Below are 19,969 nucleotides of genomic sequence, written 5' to 3'. Positions count from 1 at the left end.
ATGCAGCGATTTAACCAACAGGTACTCGAACACAACCTGAACAATGCCATGGCACACCTGGATAACGAAAGCCGACTTATCGCCACGCCGTGGAGCAGAATAGTCAGAGGACTGGGCCTGGGTCAGTATCCGGTGTCCTACAACGAGACTATTTCTCTGTGGATCCAGAATGCCTTTGATGAGCTGAAGGATAAAACCGAGTCTAAAAACAACTACGTTAACTTTTCGTCGCTGCTTTGCGACTTTATCTGCCTGCTGGTTAAGCCGGGTCAGACGCTGAGCGAGCACGACAAACAGGTCTATATCTTTAACATCCTGTTTTTAATCAATTATGAGTTAGACCCGTACCGCCGAATTATGCAATACAGCATCACCATTGATGCGCTGGCAAAATTGAATATCAACCTGTTTGATTTGCTGGAAAACACCATCGACCTTCCCGGGCTGCTGTTCCGCAGCATTAACGAGATCCAGTCGAACGGCATCAAAGATGAGAACAGCGGCAGGCACGGCGACTATGAAAAACTCTCCGCCTATACTTCAGTATTCTTTGCGCTGGCGGCCTGCGATAAGGCAGATCTTGCTGTCACCCGCAGCCGTAACCACATTGCGGATGCGCTGAAAACCTTAGAGAACATTCCTTCACCGTTCTTCCGCGGGCGCGGCGGCAGTATGTTATTCAGCGCTATTAGCCTGCTCGGCTATTCCGAAGTGCTGTATAAACACGGCCGCGACTACATTATCGAAATGCTGGACTACCTCGACAGCGCGGATACCCTCGGCATCAATCCGTCATTCCCGCAGAGCATGTCGCCCGAGTTTGTGAAAGTTTACCCGCTGCTTACGCTGCTAAACTCTATCGCGGCAACCGGGCATCATCAGGCGCTTAACTATCGTCAGGATCGCGTGCGCCAGGCGAGCGAACTGCTGGAAGCGCTGACGCCGGTAGAAAGAACCCACATGGGGCTGTACTACATTACGGCGGTGTACAACCTCGGCCTGATCGACCAGGAAAAACACCGCGTCAACGCGCTGGTAGAACAGCTGGGGCAGACGGCCGAAGTTATCGACCCGTCAGAGAACTATTTCCTGCACGGCATCGCCTGCTCTTATGTTATCGAAACCGCGATGATAACCGGCAAACAGCACCTGATTACCGACCGCCTGCTCAACACGCTCGCCGACAGTTTCTCCACCATGGACAAGCGATTCGAGGATGAAATCAACCGCCCTTATCCTTTCGCCTATGCCCTGACAATGCTTGCCGAAGCGGGCCATGTGGATAAGCTGTTTGAGCCTTCACCGCGCTATGATAATCAGTCGGCAACCAGCTGGATGATAGGCAATCTTGCCCAGATTGGGGACGGGACGGACGGCAGGCTTTATATGTTTAACCACGCGCTTATCAACCTGATGCTGCGCATGCGTGGAACCCGCTTCCCGGCGCTTAACGCCTATAGCGGTTTTAACTTTAAGGCGGCTTGATGCTTTGCCCTTTTCCGTTAAGGGAAAGGGCAACCTTCTTTCACCCTCTCCTTCTCAGGGAGAGGGCCAGGTCTGACTACTCGCTATCTTCGCTCTGAGACTCATTCTTCGCGTTGCGGGTCATCCACAGCGCCAGCGCCTTCAGCGAGTCAGGGGTGAATTCATCGCAGCGGGCGGTTATCTCTTCTGGAGACATCCAGCTCACTTCGCTGACTTCTTCTTCCTGCAGGGCGAACGGCCCGTGGGAAACGCAGCTGAACAGCCCGCCCCAGACGCGGCAGTTTTCGTCTTCAAAATAGAACTGACCGTGTTCGGCGAACGGAACACCGGCGATGCCCAATTCCTCTTCCGCTTCGCGGCGGGCGGACTCCAGCATCTGTTCGTCGGCCTGAACCACGCCGCCTGCGGTGGCGTCCAGCATGCCCGGCATAAAATCTTTTGTCTCGGTACGACGCTGCACCAGAATTTTGCCCATACCGTCGGTGACGACAATATAGGTTGCACGGTGACGTAGACGCTGCGCGCGCATTTGCTCGCGGCTGGCCTGTGCGATGACCTCATTGTCTTCATTGACAATGTCTACCCATTCCGTGCCGACAAAATGACTCTGATCCACCATCGGGAAAACCTTATTCAGGGGCGCTCTTACGGCGCGTTATTGGATTAACCTGCCAACGTTACGGGGTAATGCTCACCTGCGCAATAACCCCATTGCTCTTCAGCGTGCGAACGCTCAGAACGCCATCATCCAGCATGCCGAAGCTGGCCTCAAAACCGCCCTTCGGAATGCTGACAGAACCTGGATTAAACAAATAGATCTGTTCGTGCTTTTGTGCAACCGGAAGATGAGTATGGCCGAATACCAGCACATCGTTAGCGGCCAGAGGCGGCCTGTGGTCAGGATTATAAAGGTGCCCGTGAGTGAGGAAAAGGCGCTGCTGCGCCAGCAAAACCTGCTGCCACGGCGCTGTTATCGGGAAGTGCAGCAGCATTTGGTCAACTTCGCTGTCGCAGTTTCCACGTACCGCGATGATTTTATTAGCAAGCTGGTTGAGCGCTTCTGCTACCGCCGGAGGATTATAGCCGTCCGGCAAAGCATTACGCGGGCCGTGATTCAGAATATCGCCAAGCACCACCAGCCATTGCGCATCGCTTTGGGCGAAACGCTCAAGCACTTTTTCCGTTGCGGGTAGCGAACCGTGCAGGTCCGAAGCAAACATCAGTTTCATATATCCCTGGCTCCTGTAGTGATAATGGGCCAATGATAACCAATTCCCGGCTCGCTATCAGCCCGTGGATTTAGCCGAAAGCGCTACCCAAAGCTGCACGGAGGCGCGCTGCCACTGGAACGCCGCGTACTCCTTCAGGCGCTCTGGTACGTCATCACCATTAAGAATCAAACGGTTGAGCATCAGCGCCAGGTCGGTATCGGCAATCGACCACTCGCCAAACAGGTTTTGCTGCCCCTGCGGCAGCAGGCCCATCGCGGTCTCAATCAGCTTGTTCGCGGCCTGCTGTCCGGCGGCGCTTAACGGAGGCATTTTCGCTCCGGCAAACACAACCGCCGTAGAACGCTCTTCTCTGATGGGCATCAGGTCGCTGCGCAGCCACGCCTGAATCTGGCGGGCGCGGGCGCGTTTTTCTATGTCGTGCGGGTAAATTCGCTCCCAGGTTGGCGGCGAAAAGCGCTCTTCAAGATACTCATCAATCGCGGAAGATTCGCTCAACACAAAATCCCCAACCGCCAGCACCGGCACGCGCCGCGTCAGGTCATATCCCTTCCAGCCCGGCTTTAAATTTTGGCCGCTGGCGAGGTCCACGGTTTGCAGCGAGAAGGCGAGTCCCTTCTCTTTCAGCGCTACATAAACGGAAAGCGCATAAGGGCTAAAATAGTGGCTGTCAGACCACAGGGTAACGGCAGGCTGGCTCATCGTAATCTCACTTATTAGCGCGTCAGGTTATTGAACATAGAGCGAAAAAAACGTTTTGTCATCTATAGTACAAAGCACTTATGTCCATATACTGAACTCAGTGTGAAATGATTATATTTAACGTAAATATGCATATTTTTCACCCTACATGACACGTTTGACCTAAACATATTTAAGACATTTTCTAAAGACAGTCATCTTTTATACTGATAAGAATAAAACTCATCAGGGTGAATATAATACATATCAATCACTCCATTATATATATTCCCTTTGAAATTAATACGTTACAAACCATAAACCTCAACATTATTTTCCATCCACATACATGAATCATTACCTACAGTTTAAATTATCAGAACGTTAATCTCACTTATCTTTACAGCACTAAAAAACAACTGAATGGTTCCATATTTGAGATTGGCATTATCATATTTGGCTGTTTACAACATAAAAACCATTCCCTTATTATAAATATGTCGTCAAATGACACATCTCATATCTTATCGAATTATACGATTAAGGGAATCAAATGATTACTGTTGCAGAGTATCTTTTCAGACGTTTACAAGAGCTAGGTATTGAAGATATTTTTGGTGTACCTGGAGATTATAATCTTTCATTTGTGGATATGTTAGAAAACCATAAAAACATTAATTGGATTGGGAATTGCAATGAGTTAAATGCTTCCTATTCCGCTGATGGTTACGCTCGCGTAAAAGGTTTTGGTGCTGTCATAACTACTTATGGAGTTGGGGAACTTAGTGCATTAAATGGTATAGCCGGAGCATTTTCCGAACAAGTACCAATCGTGCATATCGCAGGCGGACCTGCATTACATAAACAAGATCTGCGACGTAAAATTCACCATAGCCTTGGAAATGGGGATTTTAATTGTTTTGAGAATATTTACAAAAATGTGTGCCATACCACTGCAAGTCTCAATTTCTACAATGCTTGCGATGAGATCGATAGAGTAATACTGGACATTTGGAAATATCGTTATCCCGTATACATTCTGTTACCTGAGGATGTTGCAACATATCTTGTTTTACCACCAAAAAAACCTTTAGATTTAGCACTTCCGATCAGCGATGAGGCACAACTTTCTACAGTATATGAGAAATTAAAGGGTCAGCTTTCTTCCGCAAACAAGGCATGTGTTATTCTTGGTGAGGAAATAAATCGTTATCAAATCAATGATCAGTTAGTGAAAATGCTGGAGAAAACTCAGCTACCATTTGTAACCGTATGGGGGAGCAAAGGTGTCATCGACGAAAGTAATAAAAATTATTGCGGCTTATATCGTGGAGCAATGTCATCTGCAGAAACACGAAGTTTCGTTGAGAATGCTGATATTGTACTTGCTTTTGGCGTTAGCTGGGATGAAATCAACACAGTCGGATTTTCTCATAATATCGCCAAAGAGCGTCTGTACGATTTCCACTCTTGCGAAACCATTATTCATGATCGTACGTATCATGAAACATCCATGTTCAATGTAATTGATCTGATTTCAAAAGATAATTATATTTACGAAGGGCTACACCCTACAATTACGACAGACTCACTTCCTAATCCACTTACAGGAGAAATCCTACAAAAACATCTACCATCAGTATTTAATTCTCTCATTACTGACTCAACCGTTCTATTATCCGAAACAGGAACATCTTTATTCAACTCAGGTGAGTATACTTTCACAGGTAATAGTAAACTTATTATAGGTAAAATGTGGGCCTCTATTGGATATGCTACACCTGCAACTTTAGGTGTATCTATAGCTTTAAAGGGACAAGGTAGAGCTATCTTAATCACAGGTGATGGCGCACTCCAAATGACTGTTCAATCTATTTCTACCATGCTTAACAAACACGTTAACCCAATAATTATCATCATTAACAATCATGGTTATACTATCGAAAGAATGTTTCATGGAAAACATGCCAGTTATAATGATGTTCAGGAATGGGATTATACCGCATTACCTGCAACATTTGGTGGGGATGCTTATACTGAAAAAGTTTTTACTATGGAAGAATTGTATTCAGCCATTGCTAAAGTTCAAAACCATCATGACAAACTTTGTCTAATTGAAATTATGATGGATAAATACGACCAACCACAACCACTTTTGTCTTTTGTTGCTGCCTTAAATCCTGATAAAAGTAAAGATTAGCTAATTTCATTAACTGGAGGTTTTATTAATGGATACCAGTACACTTTTTTGCTCACCAGCGATGAATTTCTTAGGTTCAAACTCATTACAAAATGCGTTGAAACATTCATCTGAAAATTACCACCGTATTTTCTTCGTGTGCGATAGTTATCTCCTTGAATGCGGACTGGCAAGTTTAGTCATTGACGAGTTAGAAAAACTTAAACTTACATTTTGTATATTTAAAGATTTTCAAGCCAATCCTGGTTGGCATCATGTTCAGTCCGCCATTAGTACATTAAAATCTTATAAACCAGATTTGATTGTGTCGTTCGGAGGTGGTTCGGCACATGATTTTGCTAAAGCTATTGCATTTTTTTCCGCTAATGAGGGAAGTCTGGACGATTATCAAATTCCAGATTGTCATGCAAATAACACATTACCAATAATGTGTATTAACTCCACAGCAGGTACCGGGGCTGAAACAACTCGCGTATCAATCATTACTGACGAAGACAGCCATATTAAGCGCGTTCTACTTAATTATCGGATGCTTCCTTTAATCTCAGTAAATGATCCTAATTTAATGCTTAATCAACCCGAGATGCTTGCTGCAGCTACAGGACTTGATGCATTAACACACGCTATTGAATCTTTTTTGGCAAAAAATAATCATCCATTAACAGATGCCTTAGCAACACAAGCCATCAGGTTAATATTACGGCATCTACTTCCTACGATTATAGAGCCTACTAATGTAATTGAAAAAGATAAGATGGTTAATGCAGCAATGATGGCTGGCTTAGCGACGAACGCAGGGCTTGGTTATGTCCATGCTCTTGCGCATCAACTAGGCGGAATTTATGGTTTACAGCACGGTGTATGCTGTGCACTGCTATTACCTTCAGTTTTGCATTGGTTGTCAGAGGCTGATCCAGATCGACTTACTCTGCTAGCGTATGAGTGTGGTTTTAACAGTGAAAATAGCGCACGTGAAAATATGTTTAAATTAATTCACGCTATAGAAAAACTTATCGACTTAGCAGGTATAGTACTAGGTTTACAAGCATTCGGTGTTCATAAAAGTGATTTCAATATGATTGCTAACAATGCACTAAAAGATATTTGTTCATCATCCACCATAACCCCCCCCACACATGATGATTATATATTCATGCTCAATCATGCTTACTAAAGAATTGGAGTTCATATGAAAATAACAATTATTGGAGTTGGTAGTGTTGGCAGTCTGTTATCTTTCCAAATGGCCACATCAGGACTGGTTAGTGAAATAGTACTTTTTGATATTAACAACAAACGATCTCAGGCAGAAGCATTGGATATTAATCATGCAATGCCACATTACAATGGCTTTTGTAAAATATATGCCACTACTGATTATGAAGAAACACGTGATTCTGACTTTATCGTACTCACGGCATCGATCCCATTTCCTGTAAAAAAAGATGCGCAGGGAAATCTTATTAGCACAAACAGAGAGGATATGGCAGAAGCAAATATTAAATTATATAATAACATCATTCCTGAACTGATTAATTACTCACCAGATGGATTTTATATTGTTGTTGCCAATCCTAATGATGTTATTGTTCGTTTGATTTCTGAAACAACATCAATACCAAAGCACCGAGTTATTGGAACAGGAACAACTATTGATACCGGAAGAATTTTAAATATTCTTAGCAGACAGTTAAATCGCCAACTTCACACCCCTGAGATTTTCGTTATTGGAGAGCATGGTGATCGCCAATTTATACCACAATGTTATAACTCAGAAAAAGAAGCAGGAAGTAACTCAGCATTCATCTTGCAAGCACTTAATGAAACCCAACAGATTTTTGTAAATAAAAACTACTCAACCAACTTTGCTATATCCTCTGCCTGCAGAGCTTTAATAATTGCGATCATCAGAGATGACCACATTATCATGCCATTGAGTAGTCATTTTGAACTCGATAATTTACATGGTTATCTCAGCATGCCTCGATTAATAACAGCTAAAGGTATCGAGCACACAATCCAACCAGAACTCAACGAAGACGAAATAAAACTACTAAAAGAGTCTATACAGGCTGTTAAAAAATATGATTTAATATCACATTAAAACACATTCAATAATTTATCATATAGGTGACACTGGAAATTAAACTCCGCTGTCACCCAATTCAACCCTCTACTTCCAACAGCATTTATTTCCGACTATTAAAACAAGTTAATGAATCGACCGCGGCAAAGAAAAAATATAACTCAACCACTCTCACAGCTTATAGTATTTTCTCAGGATTTATATTTCAGATGAACATAACTTATCTCTCTTCTTATTGTGGTAACTGGATATATTCTTTTGCCGATATGACGTACATTGCACGATTCGAACAGCAGTTTAAACCGAAGCCAACACTGAAATTCACTTTACAACCGGTGACGCTAAAACGTGAGAACTGGACTCTGATATGTTGAGCAACCGTCAGTCAGTAATTCCATGTTGGTTTATTCCAGGGCTGATAGCTTCTATCTTAATGTTCGCCGTTGCACTGGCAGCCTTTTTGGCCTTGTGGTTCAAGGCTCCCGCCGAACCCTGGAGCTATTTGCTGCAGGACAAATATATTCAGCATGTAGTGTATTTCTCGTTCTGGCAGGCTTTACTCTCCGCTCTATTCTCAGTTCTACCCGCCATTTTTCTCGCCCGTGCGCTCTACAGGAGACGTTTTCCTGGCCGTAGAATCATGCTGCGCCTATTTGCGATGAATTTAATTCTACCTGTACTGGTGGCAGTGTTCGGCATTCTGAGCGTTTATGGTCGTCAAGGCTGGGTCGCAACTCTCTTTCAGGCGCTGGGCTGGAAATGGAATTACTCACCTTATGGCCTACAGGGCATTTTGTTATCACACGTCTTCTTTAACCTGCCAATGGCAACACGCTTTTTTTTGCAGATGTTGGAACAAATCCCCGGTGAACAGCGCCAGCTTGCTGCACAGCTTGGGATACGTGGGCTCAATTTCTTTCGCCTGATTGAATGGCCCTGGCTGTGGCGGCAAATACTTCCTGTATCTGCATTGATTTTTACACTCTGTTTTTCAAGTTTCACGACTGTGCTATCACTCGGAGGTGGTCCGAGAGCCACCACCATAGAGCTAGCGATTTACCAGGCGCTGACCTACGATTATGATCCGGTAAGAGCGGCTATGCTTGCAGTGATTCAAATGGCCTGCTGTTTAGGAATAATGCTGATAAGCCAATCTCTCAGCACAACTATTGCACCAGGCACTACGCAAATGAGTGGCTGGCATGCGCCCGATGATGGCATTTATAGTAGGTTTGCAGATACACTTTTAATCGTTCTTGCCCTGTTGTTGCTTTTTCCTCCACTGCTGGCTGTAATTGTCGATGGCCTCAACCCTCGGTTACTACAAGTATTATCACAGCTGGTGCTATGGCAGGCACTGTGGACCTCCCTGCGTATTGCGTTAGCAGCGGGGATACTGTGCGTGGTACTGTCCATGATGCTGCTGTGGAGCACTCGCGAGCTTCGTGCCCGAGGCCGTCCGCTGATCGGACAGATGATGGAGCTCAGCGGTATACTAATTCTTGCAATGCCCGGTATTGTGCTGGCCACAGGTCTTTTTCTGTTGTTGGAAAATACCGTTGGTCTACCTGAATCGGCGAATAATATCGTCATTTTCACAAACGCGTTGATGGCGATCCCTTATGCACTAAAGGTGCTGGAAACGCCTATGTTTGATATCAGTATACGTTACGGCCTACTTTGCAAGTCGCTTGGCATTCAGGGGATCAATCGTTTACGTCTTGTTGAACTGAGCGCACTAGGCCGCCCAATCACGCAGGCTTTTGCCTTTGCCTCCGTATTGTCGATTGGTGATTTTGGAATAGTGGCATTATTTGGTAATAACAGCTTCCGTACGCTGCCATTCTATCTATTTCAGCAGATTGGTTCATATCGGGACAACGACGGTGCGGTGACAGCTTTACTGTTATTACTACTCTGCTTTAGTCTTTTTGCCTTGATAGAAAATATTCCGAGAAATGATGCTAGAACTCAATAATATTACCTGGCAGTACAAACAGCTGCCTATGAATTTTACCCTCTCTGTACGTGAGGGTGAGAGAATTGCTGTACTCGGGCCCAGTGGTGCAGGAAAAAGCACGCTGCTAAATCTGATTGCAGGCTTCCTCACTCCGAAGAGTGGCACAATTTCGATAAAAAACCAGACTCATACTGACACACTACCGTCGCATCGTCCGGTATCCATGCTGTTTCAGGATAATAATCTCTTCAGCCACCTTACAGTACGCCAGAATATAGGGCTGGGACTGGACCCAGGCCTGCGACTCAATGCTATCCAATGGCAAAAGCTTGAAGCAATTGCTATGCGGATGGGGCTCTCATCAATGCTTGATCGCCTCCCTGGCGAGCTTTCAGGTGGGCAACGGCAACGTGCGGCACTGGCGCGCTGCCTGGTACGCGAACAGCCAATATTGCTGCTGGATGAACCCTTTTCGGCACTTGATCCAGCACTACGCCAGGAGATGCTAACGCTAGTTAAAGACGTCTGTCTCCGCCTGGATTTGACGTTACTGATGGTTTCACACAGCCTTGAGGATACCGCACACATTACCGAACGAGCACTGGTGGTGGTAGATGGGCATATTGGTTGGGATGGCACTACAAACGAATTACTTAGCGGCGAAGCCAGTGCCTCGCAATTGTTAGGAATCTCATGAGGCAAGTATTAGTGATGCGCCATAAATGGAAACTTTAAATGATTAAAAATAATATCCGAATACAATAACTCACATAATATTGAATACGGGCATCAATTGAAACATTTAATAATCAATTAAAATACACATAATATAATGTAACACATTATTCGTATGCACCCCCTGATAAATACATTGATTTCTCTCATTACAAAACTCAAACTACTATAGTCTATTACAGCTAGAAAATCACAACTGCCGGAATTGCGAAGATAGTGTAAGTTATTACAAACTTAAAGTAGAGAACCTCAATGAGAATTAATTTAAATGACATGCTAATATTTGGAATTATAGTAAAAGAAGGCTCATTAAAAAATGCATCTTTGAAACTAAGCATACCCATATCAACAATAAGCCGAAGACTAAAAGAGCTTGAGTCGAACATGAATAGAAAGTTACTTCACCGAGATAATAAAAAAATATTGCTTACACCTCTCGGCGAGACTCTATTCCATGAATGCTTTCCGCAATTACTATCAATTAATGAAAAATTGATCCAATGTATAGAGTTCGATTCTGACATGTCTGGACGAATAAATATCTCCGCACCGCAGGGATTATATAATGATTTATTTTATAATAAACTACTGGATTTTCAAAAAATAAACCCAAAAGTAATTCTAGATATTGAGCTAACGTCTAAACCCATTACCAACAATAAAGATATTGTAATTTGCAATGATGTAGAAACCTATCTCTACCCGGATTTTAGAGTAAAAAAAATTAGAACAATAGATTTATTGCTATGTGCATCACCGAATTTTCTCTCGCTAGCTAAATTACTTTCCCCTGAAGATATTTTAAAATACAAGACAATTTCATGCCCCCCACATAAAGCGTGGTCATTTTGGCGAGATATAGATCATGAGAATAAAGTCATTACGCCAAAGTCAAGCTTCTATGTTGATACTTTTGAACTTGCAAAAAAAATGACACTTGATAGTTTTGGGTTATGCTTGCTTCCTGGTCCACTTGTGAAAAATGAACTCAGAGAACTCAAATTAACTCACTGCCTCCCGGATTGGGTATCCTCTCGTGTTTCATACAGTCTTCTTTACCCAAATAGAGATATTATACCTTATAGGGTGCAAATGCTGATTCGATGGTTAACTCAGGATGAGATAGTAAAATAAGCGATATAATATTCACCGCACTTTCCTAAAGATCTTATTAATTGATATACGAGCCCCATTTTATTTACATGTTCTGTTCAAAAGAATATTCTCACGTTTTTTTTCAGTAAAGTTTTATTACATCATCCTTATGGAAAAAATTATTTTGACCAATACACCATTAGTTTAAATAACAAATAATTAAACGCAATTTTCAGTGTCAAATATTTTAATCTAATTATTACCATAAAGATACCTCCGACATTGTAGGTAAATTATACTACTGATTGAATACATCACTCTTCACTCCAGATGAATAGAATCATTGTGCGAACCATTTTAATAACTCTTAAAATAGTTAATAATACCGCTGGATATGGCACAAGAAATTTTATAGCGAAATGCTGCTGTGCCTAATAACTTTTCCTCTTCAGGGTTAGTAATAAAAGAGGTTTCTACTAGCACTGAAGGAATATAGGGGGACTTGAGTACGACGAAAGCAGCCTGTTCCGTCTGGCTTGAATGCATGTGGTGTACAGGGGCGATGTGTTGAACTATATGAGCCCCTAGCAAAAGACTTTCCCTAATGGTTTCCGTTTGTTTTAAATCAAAAATGGTTTTATTTAGATATTTATCCTTATAAACTAAACTATTACCAACAATATCATCAGCCTCATTTTCACTTTTAGATAGATATTTTGCCATTGCACTACTGGCCCCCTGAGTTGAAAGAGCATATACGGAAGCTCCGTGCGCTGCCGGGCTGGCAAAACCATCAGCATGAATGGACATAAAAAGCGAGGCATTATGTGCATGTGCAATCTGGATGCGATGGTAAAGCGGAATAAATGTATCATCTGAGCGTGTCAGTAAGGCATTGACGCCGTGTCTTTTTAAAATAGTTTTGACCTTATTGGCGATGTCCAGGACTACATGCTTTTCCAACGTTCCTTCAGGACCAACAGCCCCCGAATCAATACCACCGTGTCCAGGATCTAGCATAACCGTATATTTTCCTTGAGCATCAGCTTTGGAATGTGGATACGTTAACCGATCCAGTATTTTCGCAGAAGATGACGGTGCTACGAAGGTGTTAGTTGCAAGTGCAGCTAAACTTGCAAGGATAAGTTTCCGTCGAGTTGTTTTGTCGTCCAATATTATCACCTCACGCATCCATTTTGGTATGTTATAACATAACCAGAAATAACGAGCTAGATTTTGAATGTTTTCTTTTGTTTCTTAATGTTGCTTCATATTTTTAAGTCAGTAGTAATAAGTCCATAAGCAATCATCAATCCACTTCAGATAAAATGCCATCGCTGGCTGAAATATATTGATATAGATCCTTTCAAATTATAATTATCACCACCTGCGATGTTATGTTATAACATAATAACACCAACAAATAAAACAGATAATAATCAATCTACTATTCAATTATTTGCCACGGAGAGGGATCATGTCCAACAAACTGATCAAAGAAGATAAATTAAACATTGGTGCCGTATTAGCGGTTTCACTGAGTACGGTTATGTCCATGCTCGACAGTACGATTGCCAATGTTGCTTTACCGGTTATAGCTAAAGATTTTGCCGTATCTGAATCGTCCTCCATTTTGATAATCAATGCTTACCAGTTTGCTGTTATTTCTTCTCTACTAATATTTTCTGCTTTTGGTGGGAGATTTGGAAACAAACGTATTTTCATTATAGGCGCCATTCTTTTTGCATTCTCCTCTCTCGGATGTGCGCTCTCTGAAACACTAGATATGCTGACAGTATTTCGCGTTATACAAGGTTTTGGCGCCGCAGCGATCCTAAGCGTGAATGCTGCTCTTATAAAAGACATCTATCCAGAAAAATTATTAGGTAGAGGCTTAGGAATTAATGTTATGGTGGTATCAGTGTCCGCTGCTGCCGGGCCTTCGATTGCCTCAGCTATTCTTTCCATAGCGAATTGGAACTGGTTATTTACTATCAATGTACCAATAACCTGTATTTCGCTAGTGCTGAGTATCCTGTCGCTTAAATCAACTCAATCTACGCAGTCGCAATTTGATAAAGCTGGAGCAGGATTAGTTTTTTTGACGTTTATTTCATTTTCGACATTAATGCTAGGTTTAACGAAAGGTAGTCTTATTGAAATAGTTTCAAGTGTTATAATTCTTACGGTACTGGCAACAATCCTCTATGCTAATCAAAAAAGAAAACTTGATAACGCACTGATCCCAATCGCAATGTTTCACAGTAAAGCTTTTACATTATCTCTGTTAATGTCGATGCTGTCATACAGCACACAACTGTTGGCCTTTGTCTCTCTACCGTTCTATTTCCATAATATATTGCACCGTAATGTGGTTGAAATTGGTATGCTGTTAACCGCATGGCCGCTCGCAACGATGTTGACCTCATTGGTCGCTGGGGATTTTATCAAAAAGTATAATCCCAACCTGGTAGCACTCTCGGGATTGTCATTGCTCTTAGTAGGAACACTGCTTATGACATGGCTTCCTGCAGAACCTTCCAATATAGAGATCATATGGCGCGTTGCTATTTGTGGCTTTGGATTTGGTCTTTTTCAGTCTCCCAATAACTATATCATCATGACTTCGGTCTCTCATGAACACAGCAGCATTGCCAGTGGGCTATTGGGTAGTTCGCGCCTGATCGGGCAAATTATTGGCTCAGCTCTGGTGGCGATCTTCTTCAATCTCTACGCCAACAATGGTACTAGCATTAGCCTGTTAGCAGGAGCATTATTTTCGCTTATGTCCCTTGCTATAAGCTACCTTCGTTTTAAATCTGGTCATAGCTTGCAAAAGTATTAGCATAATAAAATAACGTGAGGTTATTCATGGACTTTAAAGTAGTTACGACGTCATTCTTAATTATTATCTTTTCAGTGCTCTCAGGTTGTTCAACTTACAACCCGGTGAATATAGAAAAGAAAAGTATAACTCTTAATAGTCATTACTATGACTTCCTGCCAGAGATATATGTAGGTGACCACGTTAAATATAGTTTATTGAACGGTTATCACGGTGAAATAACGATATCAAAAATTAATCCTTGCTATATAACAGATGATAAAGGGGTGGTTATACCTCTATCAGAGGTGTCTAGGATGGAACGAAAGGATTTTTCAACTGGTAAAACTGCTGCATTGGCTGGTGGAGGAGTGGCTGCCACGGCTGTCATTATCGTCCTGGCAGGGATAGCTATCATTGGCTTTGGTACAATGGCTGCCCTAACCTCATAAATAACTATACATGCAATTTGCAATGGAATTGTTCACTATGACTAGTTACAGTGAATCATATAATTTTTCATCATTTTCTGTAACCAGTCGGACAAATGGTTGATTTATAATGAATTCACACAAAAACCACATATGATGTCATAATAAATGCATTGCCACAAAATAGCAGAGCAACTTTATTAAGTATGCTTATCAGAAATGGCATAGTATAAAAACCTTTATTATAACTCACTGTAAATATTAAATATATTGAAAAATTAATTCTGATCCAGTGTAAAAGATTGAACTTAGCATCAATATTCACCCGCTGAAAATGCACCATCCCGGTGCAAGGCTGACAAAAGCTCCTATACTCGAAAAGTTTGCCAAAAAATAAGCTAACCCCTGGAGTGACCATGATCGATCTTTATTATGCGCCTACCCCAAACGGCCATAAAATCACGCTATTTCTTGAGGAAGCAGGCCTGGACTACAAAATCCACCGGGTGGATATCGGTAAGGGTGAACAGTTTCTCCCCGAGTTCCTGGCTATTTCACCGAATAATAAAATTCCGGCAATTGTCGATAACAAACCGGCGGACGGCGGTGAACCGCTGAGCCTGTTTGAGTCCGGCGAGATCCTGCTTTATCTGGCGGATAAAACCGGCCAACTGCTGAGCAAAGATCTGCGCGCCCGCTCCGCCACGCTCCAGTGGCTCTTCTGGCAGGTTGGCGGCTTTGGGCCAATGCTGGGCCAGAACCACCATTTCAACCACTTTGCCCCTCAGCCGGTGCCTTACGCTATAGAGCGTTACCAGGTCGAAACCCAGCGGCTGTACGGCGTGCTTAATAAACAGCTCGAGAAAGCGCCGTGGCTCGGTGGGCATGATTACAGTATTGCGGATATCGCCACTTACCCCTGGGTAGTTTCCCACGAGCGCCAGCGTGTCATACTGGCCAATTTCCCAGCGGTGCGTAACTGGTTCGAACGGATACGCACCCGCCCTGCGACCGTAAAAGCTTATAAACAGGCAGAAAAGCCGTAACCTCCGGTTCAAGTTTTTTCCCGCGCTGGTGTATTCTGTTGCGGGAAAAAACGAATAAGGAGCCTGCAATGTCATCCGTTCGGCCAGACGCCGTCATCCGTATTAAAAACCTGCGCCTGCGCACTTTTATCGGCATAAAAGAAGAAGAAATTGCCAACCGTCAGGACATCGTTATTAACGTCGCTATTCACTACCCCGCGGACAAAGCGCGCGGCAGCGAAGACATCAACGATGCGCTTAACTATCGCACCGTAACCAAAGAAATCATCCAGCTGGTAGAAAATAACCGCTTCTCGCTGCTGGAAAAATTAACTCAGGATGTGCTGAATATCGCATGTGCCCATCCGTGGGTGACTTATGCTGAAGTAGAGATTGATAAACTTCACGCGCTTCGCTACGCAGACTCGGTTTCCATGACCCTGAGCTGGCGGCGCTAAGCGCTCCTTATCGGGAGGTACGCATGGAGATTCTGGTTACCGGCGGCAGCGGATTAATCGGCCGCCACCTGATATCCCGCCTGCTTGAACTTGGCCATAAGGTTACGGTCGTCACCCGCTCGCCTGAAAAAACTCGCTGGCTTCTTGATACCAGAGTCTCGCTGCTCAACGGGCTGGGCGAGCTGCAAAATATCGATGCTTTTGATGCGGTAATCAATCTCGCCGGGGAGCCGATTGCCGATAAGCGCTGGAGCGAACAGCAAAAACAGCGCCTCTGCCAGAGCCGCTGGCAAATAACGGAGCGGCTGGTCGAGCTGTTTAAGGCCAGCGCTCGGCCTCCTGAAGTCTTTATTTCCGGCTCTGCAACCGGCTATTACGGCGATCTCGGGGAAGTGGTGGTGACCGAGGACGAGCCGCCGCACAATGAATTCACCCACAAACTTTGCGCCCGCTGGGAGCAAATTGCCTGCGGGGCGCAAAGCGAAGCAACCCGAGTTTGCCTGCTGCGTACCGGCGTCGTTCTGGCCCCCAAAGGCGGCATTCTGGCAAAAATGCTGCCGCTGTTTCGCCTCGGGCTTGGCGGCCCCATCGGCAACGGCCGCCAGTATCTGGCGTGGATCCACGTCGACGACATGGTGAACGGTATTCTCTGGCTGCTGGATAACGATCTGCGCGGGCCGTTTAATATGGTTTCCCCTTACCCCGTCCGCAACGAGCAATTTTCTCACGCCCTGGGCCACGCGCTAAAGCGCCCTGCCATTCTGCGCGCTCCGGCAACGGCTATTCGCCTGCTGATGGGCGAGTCTTCCGTGCTGGTGCTCGGCGGGCAGCGCGCTCTGCCCAAACGGCTTGAGGAGGCGGGCTTTGGCTTCCGCTGGTTCGACTTGGAAGAGGCATTGCGGGACGTCATTCGTTAAAAAAACAAGCCGGGTTTATCGCCCGGCTTTTTTCTACTGCTCCACGGTACTCATTTTCCCCGCGCTGGCATTGCCCTTCTCCCGCTTAGGCTGCGGCACCTTAATAATAAACGTCAGTACTCCGGCAAACAGATACAGCCCGGTATAGGCCCAGACTACGCCCACAATGTCGAAGAACGGCAGAATTAACGAGGCAATTGCCGGAGCGACAAAATTGCTCATCCCCGCCGACAGGTTATAGATGGAAATAGCCGCCCCGCGATGATGCGGCTCCAGAGTCGGGAATACCGCAGTCATCGGCACAAACGCCGCCACAAACGTCCCCAGCATCACAGCAGGAATGAGCGCCACCCAGAAGTTATGGCCCGCCCACACCGGCAGGTAGTAAAACGTCAGGCTGGAGATAGCCATGCCGAGACAGCCAAACCAGCGCACCTGACGTATCCAGCCGATGTATTCGCCCATAATTCCCCAGAATATATTGGTGAAAATGGTAACGAAGAAGAACACCGCCCAGACCTGTAGCCACTCGGAAATGGTAAAGCCGAGGCGATCGACAAACAGCAGCGGCATCACGATAGCAAAGCCAAATAGCGACAGCGTATTGATGATGCGGATCAGGCAGGCGTAGAACACATCGCGGTTGCTGAAAAGAATGGTTACCGCGCGGGACATTTCGGTCATTTTATCGCGCATCGGCAGGTTCACCCGTGAGCGGTCAACCGGCACATTTCGCAGGCTGAAGAAGGCAATCAGCCCCCCGCACATGACCCAGGCAATCGCCAGCCACAGCGTGCCCGTTTCCCCCATCGCCGGAATAGTCAGGCTTGGCAGGTAGCTGCCGATTACGCCGATGCCAATAGAGTACATAGCCCAGAACCAGCCGGTTGCCGCCGCCAGCCGCTCGCGCGGAACAACCTGCACCAGCATCAGCATAAAGGAGTAAATAAACAGCGGATAAGCCAGGCCGCGAATGCCGTAAAACAGCAGCATCAGCGGATAGTTACGCAGCCCAAGCCCGAGCGACATAAACAGGGCGTGCATCACCACCCAGGTGACAAAACCGATCAGCATCGCTTTTTGCGGAGTGATTAGCTCCGCGACTACGCCAGAGGCCCAGGCTGCCAGCCCCGCCGCGAGGCCGTACAGAGTAAACACCATCGCCGACTGCGCGGGCGTAAAGCCCATATCGGTAATGTGTTTCGACAAAAATGCCATCTCGAAACCATCGCCGCTCATAAAAATCGCAATCGCGATAAAGCCCCAGAGCAGGTGTTTGGGTAAGCCAAACCAGTAATGTTTAGATTGCATAACAATCTTCCTCGTTGACGGGTACAGGAGTTCCCGGCGGCGAAACCGCCCGCCGGGTGGGCAAATCAAGGCAGCAGCTTACGAGCGGCTTTTTGTTGTTGGTAAAGCAGGCGGAACGCGCACAAACGCTGTTGCAGAACGCTTTGTGACGCCTTGCGCGGAGTAAAGCGCTGCTGAACCGGCGGCTTACGGCACACCACCTCTTCCACGCCGCTGTCGGCCAGCCAGCCGAGGCGGGCCGCGCCAAGCGCACCGGAAGAGCTTGCCGGATGGGTGACAATCGGCACATCCAGCACGTCGGCAATTAGCTGCGCCCAGATAGCACTGCGGGCGCCGCCTCCGGTCAGACTGCACTGGCTGATTCGGCTGCGGGAGGTTTCCAGCACCGCCATACCGTCGGCCAGGCCAAAGGTCACGCCTTCAATGACCGCATAGCCCAGCAGCGCCCGGTTGGTTTCATTATTTAGCGCGAAGAAGCTGCCCATTGCATGGGCGTCGTTATGCGGAGTGCGCTCTCCTGAGAGGTACGGCAGGAAAATCGGCGCGCGCTTTTTCTGCGCTTCACTGAGCGTCGCCATCTCCTCCATCAGCTGGCTTTCGGTCACCGACAGCAGATTACATACCCAGCGCAGGCAGCTGGCGGCGCTTAGCATGACGCTCATCTGGTGCCAGCGGCCCGGCAGCGCGTGGCAGAAGGCATGCACCCCGGACTCAGGGCGGGTTTGCAGCTCATCGTTCACCACGAAAATGACCCCGGAAGTACCGAGCGAGATAAACGCATCGCCGTTATTTACCGCACCAACCCCAACCGCCGAGGTGGCATTGTCCCCGCCTCCTCCGGCAATTTTCACCCCAGAACTCAGCCCCCATTCGGTTGCCAGCGCCGGGCGCAGAGTGGCGCTGACTTCGCTGCCCTCTACCAGGCGAGGCATCTGCCCGCGGTTAAGGCCGGTGGCGGCCAGAAGTTTGTCTGACCAGTCACGCTTTGCCACGTCCAGCCACAACGTGCCTGCCGCGTCCGAAGGATCGGAGACAAATTCGCCGCTGAGCCGCCAGCGCAGATAGTCCTTGGGCAGCAGCACCTTATCCACGCGGGCAAAGATTTCCGGCTCGTGCTCCGCTACCCAGCGCAGCTTCGGCGCGGTAAATCCGGGCATCACCAGATTGCCGCCGATGGTGAGAAATTCAGGATGCTGCTCCGTCAGCGCGGCGCATTGTTCCGCGCTTCGCGTGTCGTTCCAGAGGATGCAGGGGCGCAACACATTGCCCTGGTTGTCGAGCAATACCGCCCCGTGCATCTGGCCTGAAAGCCCAATAGCACGGATTTTTGCCCAGGCGTCCGGCACCTGCTGGCGTAAATCAGAAACGACTTGCTGAGTAGCCTGCCACCAGGCTTCCGGTTCCTGCTCGGCCCAGTGCTGATGCGGACGCTGTACGGTCAATGCGGCATGGCCCGAGGCCAGAATCTCGCCCTGCTCATCAATAATCAGAGCTTTTAGCTCGGAGGTTCCAATATCAATCCCGAGATACAT

Annotated in this window: 18 protein-coding genes; 12 read left to right on the top strand and 6 right to left on the bottom strand. The window is 46.1% G+C overall.

Going from position 1 to position 19,969, the window contains the following annotated elements; genetic code table 11:
• The gene (locus tag FOC35_RS15345) at positions 1-1,485 is read left to right on the top strand and encodes a hypothetical protein (protein WP_172569380.1); all 1,485 of its coding nucleotides are present in this window, start codon (positions 1-3) and stop codon (positions 1,483-1,485) included.
• 76 nt (positions 1,486-1,561) lie between these two features.
• Here the strand turns inward: FOC35_RS15345 and yfcD are convergent, their stop codons facing one another.
• The 3 genes from yfcD to yfcF are packed head-to-tail and all read right to left on the bottom strand — an operon-like array spanning position 1,562 to position 3,416.
• A complete protein-coding gene (gene yfcD / locus FOC35_RS15340; protein WP_016537462.1) occupies positions 1,562-2,104 on the bottom strand; it encodes an NUDIX hydrolase YfcD in 543 nt (180 codons plus the stop codon).
• 58 nt (positions 2,105-2,162) lie between these two features.
• Positions 2,163-2,714, bottom strand: a complete 552-nt coding sequence (gene yfcE, locus FOC35_RS15335; protein WP_172569379.1) for a phosphodiesterase — start codon at positions 2,712-2,714, stop codon at positions 2,163-2,165.
• A gap of 57 nt (positions 2,715-2,771) precedes the next feature.
• Positions 2,772-3,416: a glutathione transferase gene (yfcF, locus tag FOC35_RS15330; RefSeq protein WP_172569378.1), complete on the bottom strand. Its 645-nt coding sequence runs from the start codon at positions 3,414-3,416 to the stop codon at positions 2,772-2,774.
• A 532-nt stretch (positions 3,417-3,948) separates the two neighbouring features.
• Between yfcF and FOC35_RS15325 the strand changes: the two genes are divergently transcribed.
• The 6 genes from FOC35_RS15325 (at position 3,949) to FOC35_RS15300 (ending at position 11,510) form a co-directional block, all read left to right on the top strand.
• A complete protein-coding gene (locus tag FOC35_RS15325; RefSeq protein ID WP_172569377.1) occupies positions 3,949-5,595 on the top strand; it encodes an alpha-keto acid decarboxylase family protein in 1,647 nt (548 codons plus the stop codon).
• 28 nt (positions 5,596-5,623) lie between these two features.
• Positions 5,624-6,769: an iron-containing alcohol dehydrogenase gene (locus tag FOC35_RS15320; protein ID WP_172569376.1), complete on the top strand. Its 1,146-nt coding sequence runs from the start codon at positions 5,624-5,626 to the stop codon at positions 6,767-6,769.
• Positions 6,770-6,784: 15 nt separating this feature from the next.
• Positions 6,785-7,699: a malate dehydrogenase gene (locus tag FOC35_RS15315; protein WP_172569375.1), complete on the top strand. Its 915-nt coding sequence runs from the start codon at positions 6,785-6,787 to the stop codon at positions 7,697-7,699.
• Positions 7,700-8,048: 349 nt separating this feature from the next.
• On the top strand, positions 8,049-9,659 hold the full coding sequence (gene thiP / locus FOC35_RS15310; protein ID WP_172569374.1) for a thiamine/thiamine pyrophosphate ABC transporter permease ThiP: 1,611 nt from the start codon (positions 8,049-8,051) through the stop codon (positions 9,657-9,659).
• Positions 9,643-10,338 carry a thiamine ABC transporter ATP-binding protein ThiQ gene (gene thiQ, locus FOC35_RS15305; protein WP_172570377.1) on the top strand — a complete coding sequence of 232 codons (696 nt, stop codon included), beginning with the start codon at positions 9,643-9,645 and terminating at the stop codon, positions 10,336-10,338. Before thiP ends, thiQ begins: the two co-directional genes overlap by 17 nt.
• Before the next feature lie 290 nt (positions 10,339-10,628).
• Positions 10,629-11,510 (top strand): LysR family transcriptional regulator, encoded by an 882-nt coding sequence (locus tag FOC35_RS15300; RefSeq protein ID WP_172569373.1) that lies wholly within the window; start codon positions 10,629-10,631, stop codon positions 11,508-11,510.
• A gap of 318 nt (positions 11,511-11,828) precedes the next feature.
• On the opposite strand, the gene FOC35_RS15295 is transcribed toward FOC35_RS15300, so the two are convergent.
• A complete protein-coding gene (locus FOC35_RS15295; RefSeq protein ID WP_172569372.1) occupies positions 11,829-12,662 on the bottom strand; it encodes an N-acetylmuramoyl-L-alanine amidase in 834 nt (277 codons plus the stop codon).
• A gap of 286 nt (positions 12,663-12,948) precedes the next feature.
• Here FOC35_RS15295 and FOC35_RS15290 point away from each other — a divergent pair, with 286 nt between their 5' ends.
• The 5 genes from FOC35_RS15290 to FOC35_RS15270 all read left to right on the top strand — a co-directional run bounded on the left by FOC35_RS15290 (position 12,949) and on the right by FOC35_RS15270 (position 17,126).
• Entirely contained in the window at positions 12,949-14,316 is a 1,368-nt protein-coding gene (locus tag FOC35_RS15290) for an MFS transporter (protein WP_172569371.1), read from the top strand.
• A 26-nt stretch (positions 14,317-14,342) separates the two neighbouring features.
• The gene (locus FOC35_RS15285) at positions 14,343-14,747 is read left to right on the top strand and encodes a hypothetical protein (RefSeq protein WP_172569370.1); all 405 of its coding nucleotides are present in this window, start codon (positions 14,343-14,345) and stop codon (positions 14,745-14,747) included.
• A gap of 395 nt (positions 14,748-15,142) precedes the next feature.
• Positions 15,143-15,772, top strand: a complete 630-nt coding sequence (yfcG, locus tag FOC35_RS15280) for a GSH-dependent disulfide bond oxidoreductase (protein WP_172569369.1) — start codon at positions 15,143-15,145, stop codon at positions 15,770-15,772.
• Between the two features lie 68 nt (positions 15,773-15,840).
• Positions 15,841-16,209, top strand: coding sequence for a dihydroneopterin triphosphate 2'-epimerase (gene folX, locus FOC35_RS15275; protein WP_172569368.1), 369 nt, complete (start codon positions 15,841-15,843; stop codon positions 16,207-16,209).
• Positions 16,210-16,232: 23 nt separating this feature from the next.
• The gene (locus tag FOC35_RS15270; RefSeq protein ID WP_172569367.1) at positions 16,233-17,126 is read left to right on the top strand and encodes a TIGR01777 family oxidoreductase; all 894 of its coding nucleotides are present in this window, start codon (positions 16,233-16,235) and stop codon (positions 17,124-17,126) included.
• Positions 17,127-17,159: 33 nt separating this feature from the next.
• On the opposite strand, the gene FOC35_RS15265 is transcribed toward FOC35_RS15270, so the two are convergent.
• Positions 17,160-18,437 (bottom strand): MFS transporter, encoded by a 1,278-nt coding sequence (locus FOC35_RS15265; protein ID WP_172569366.1) that lies wholly within the window; start codon positions 18,435-18,437, stop codon positions 17,160-17,162.
• 65 nt (positions 18,438-18,502) lie between these two features.
• Positions 18,503-19,969 carry a xylulokinase gene (gene xylB, locus FOC35_RS15260; RefSeq protein WP_172569365.1) on the bottom strand — a complete coding sequence of 489 codons (1,467 nt, stop codon included), beginning with the start codon at positions 19,967-19,969 and terminating at the stop codon, positions 18,503-18,505.

The organism is Cedecea sp. FDAARGOS_727, assembly GCF_012273235.1.
Taxonomy (GTDB): Bacteria; Pseudomonadota; Gammaproteobacteria; order Enterobacterales; family Enterobacteriaceae; genus Cedecea; species Cedecea davisae.
This window is presented reverse-complemented; position numbering and strand designations above follow the sequence as displayed.

What these genes read in the sequence shown, in the direction of transcription:
- FOC35_RS15345 (WP_172569380.1), top strand. Translation starts at nt 1, where the DNA reads ATGCAGCGATTTAACCAACAGGTACTCGAACACAACCTGAACAATGCC.
- yfcD (WP_016537462.1), bottom strand. Translation starts at nt 2,104, where the DNA reads ATGGTGGATCAGAGTCATTTTGTCGGCACGGAATGGGTAGACATTGTC.
- yfcE (WP_172569379.1), bottom strand. Translation starts at nt 2,714, where the DNA reads ATGAAACTGATGTTTGCTTCGGACCTGCACGGTTCGCTACCCGCAACG.
- yfcF (WP_172569378.1), bottom strand. Translation starts at nt 3,416, where the DNA reads ATGAGCCAGCCTGCCGTTACCCTGTGGTCTGACAGCCACTATTTTAGC.
- FOC35_RS15325 (WP_172569377.1), top strand. Translation starts at nt 3,949, where the DNA reads ATGATTACTGTTGCAGAGTATCTTTTCAGACGTTTACAAGAGCTAGGT.
- FOC35_RS15320 (WP_172569376.1), top strand. Translation starts at nt 5,624, where the DNA reads ATGGATACCAGTACACTTTTTTGCTCACCAGCGATGAATTTCTTAGGT.
- FOC35_RS15315 (WP_172569375.1), top strand. Translation starts at nt 6,785, where the DNA reads ATGAAAATAACAATTATTGGAGTTGGTAGTGTTGGCAGTCTGTTATCT.
- thiP (WP_172569374.1), top strand. Translation starts at nt 8,049, where the DNA reads ATGTTGAGCAACCGTCAGTCAGTAATTCCATGTTGGTTTATTCCAGGG.
- thiQ (WP_172570377.1), top strand. Translation starts at nt 9,643, where the DNA reads ATGCTAGAACTCAATAATATTACCTGGCAGTACAAACAGCTGCCTATG.
- FOC35_RS15300 (WP_172569373.1), top strand. Translation starts at nt 10,629, where the DNA reads ATGAGAATTAATTTAAATGACATGCTAATATTTGGAATTATAGTAAAA.
- FOC35_RS15295 (WP_172569372.1), bottom strand. Translation starts at nt 12,662, where the DNA reads ATGCGTGAGGTGATAATATTGGACGACAAAACAACTCGACGGAAACTT.
- FOC35_RS15290 (WP_172569371.1), top strand. Translation starts at nt 12,949, where the DNA reads ATGTCCAACAAACTGATCAAAGAAGATAAATTAAACATTGGTGCCGTA.
- FOC35_RS15285 (WP_172569370.1), top strand. Translation starts at nt 14,343, where the DNA reads ATGGACTTTAAAGTAGTTACGACGTCATTCTTAATTATTATCTTTTCA.
- yfcG (WP_172569369.1), top strand. Translation starts at nt 15,143, where the DNA reads ATGATCGATCTTTATTATGCGCCTACCCCAAACGGCCATAAAATCACG.
- folX (WP_172569368.1), top strand. Translation starts at nt 15,841, where the DNA reads ATGTCATCCGTTCGGCCAGACGCCGTCATCCGTATTAAAAACCTGCGC.
- FOC35_RS15270 (WP_172569367.1), top strand. Translation starts at nt 16,233, where the DNA reads ATGGAGATTCTGGTTACCGGCGGCAGCGGATTAATCGGCCGCCACCTG.
- FOC35_RS15265 (WP_172569366.1), bottom strand. Translation starts at nt 18,437, where the DNA reads ATGCAATCTAAACATTACTGGTTTGGCTTACCCAAACACCTGCTCTGG.
- xylB (WP_172569365.1), bottom strand. Translation starts at nt 19,969, where the DNA reads ATGTATCTCGGGATTGATATTGGAACCTCCGAGCTAAAAGCTCTGATT.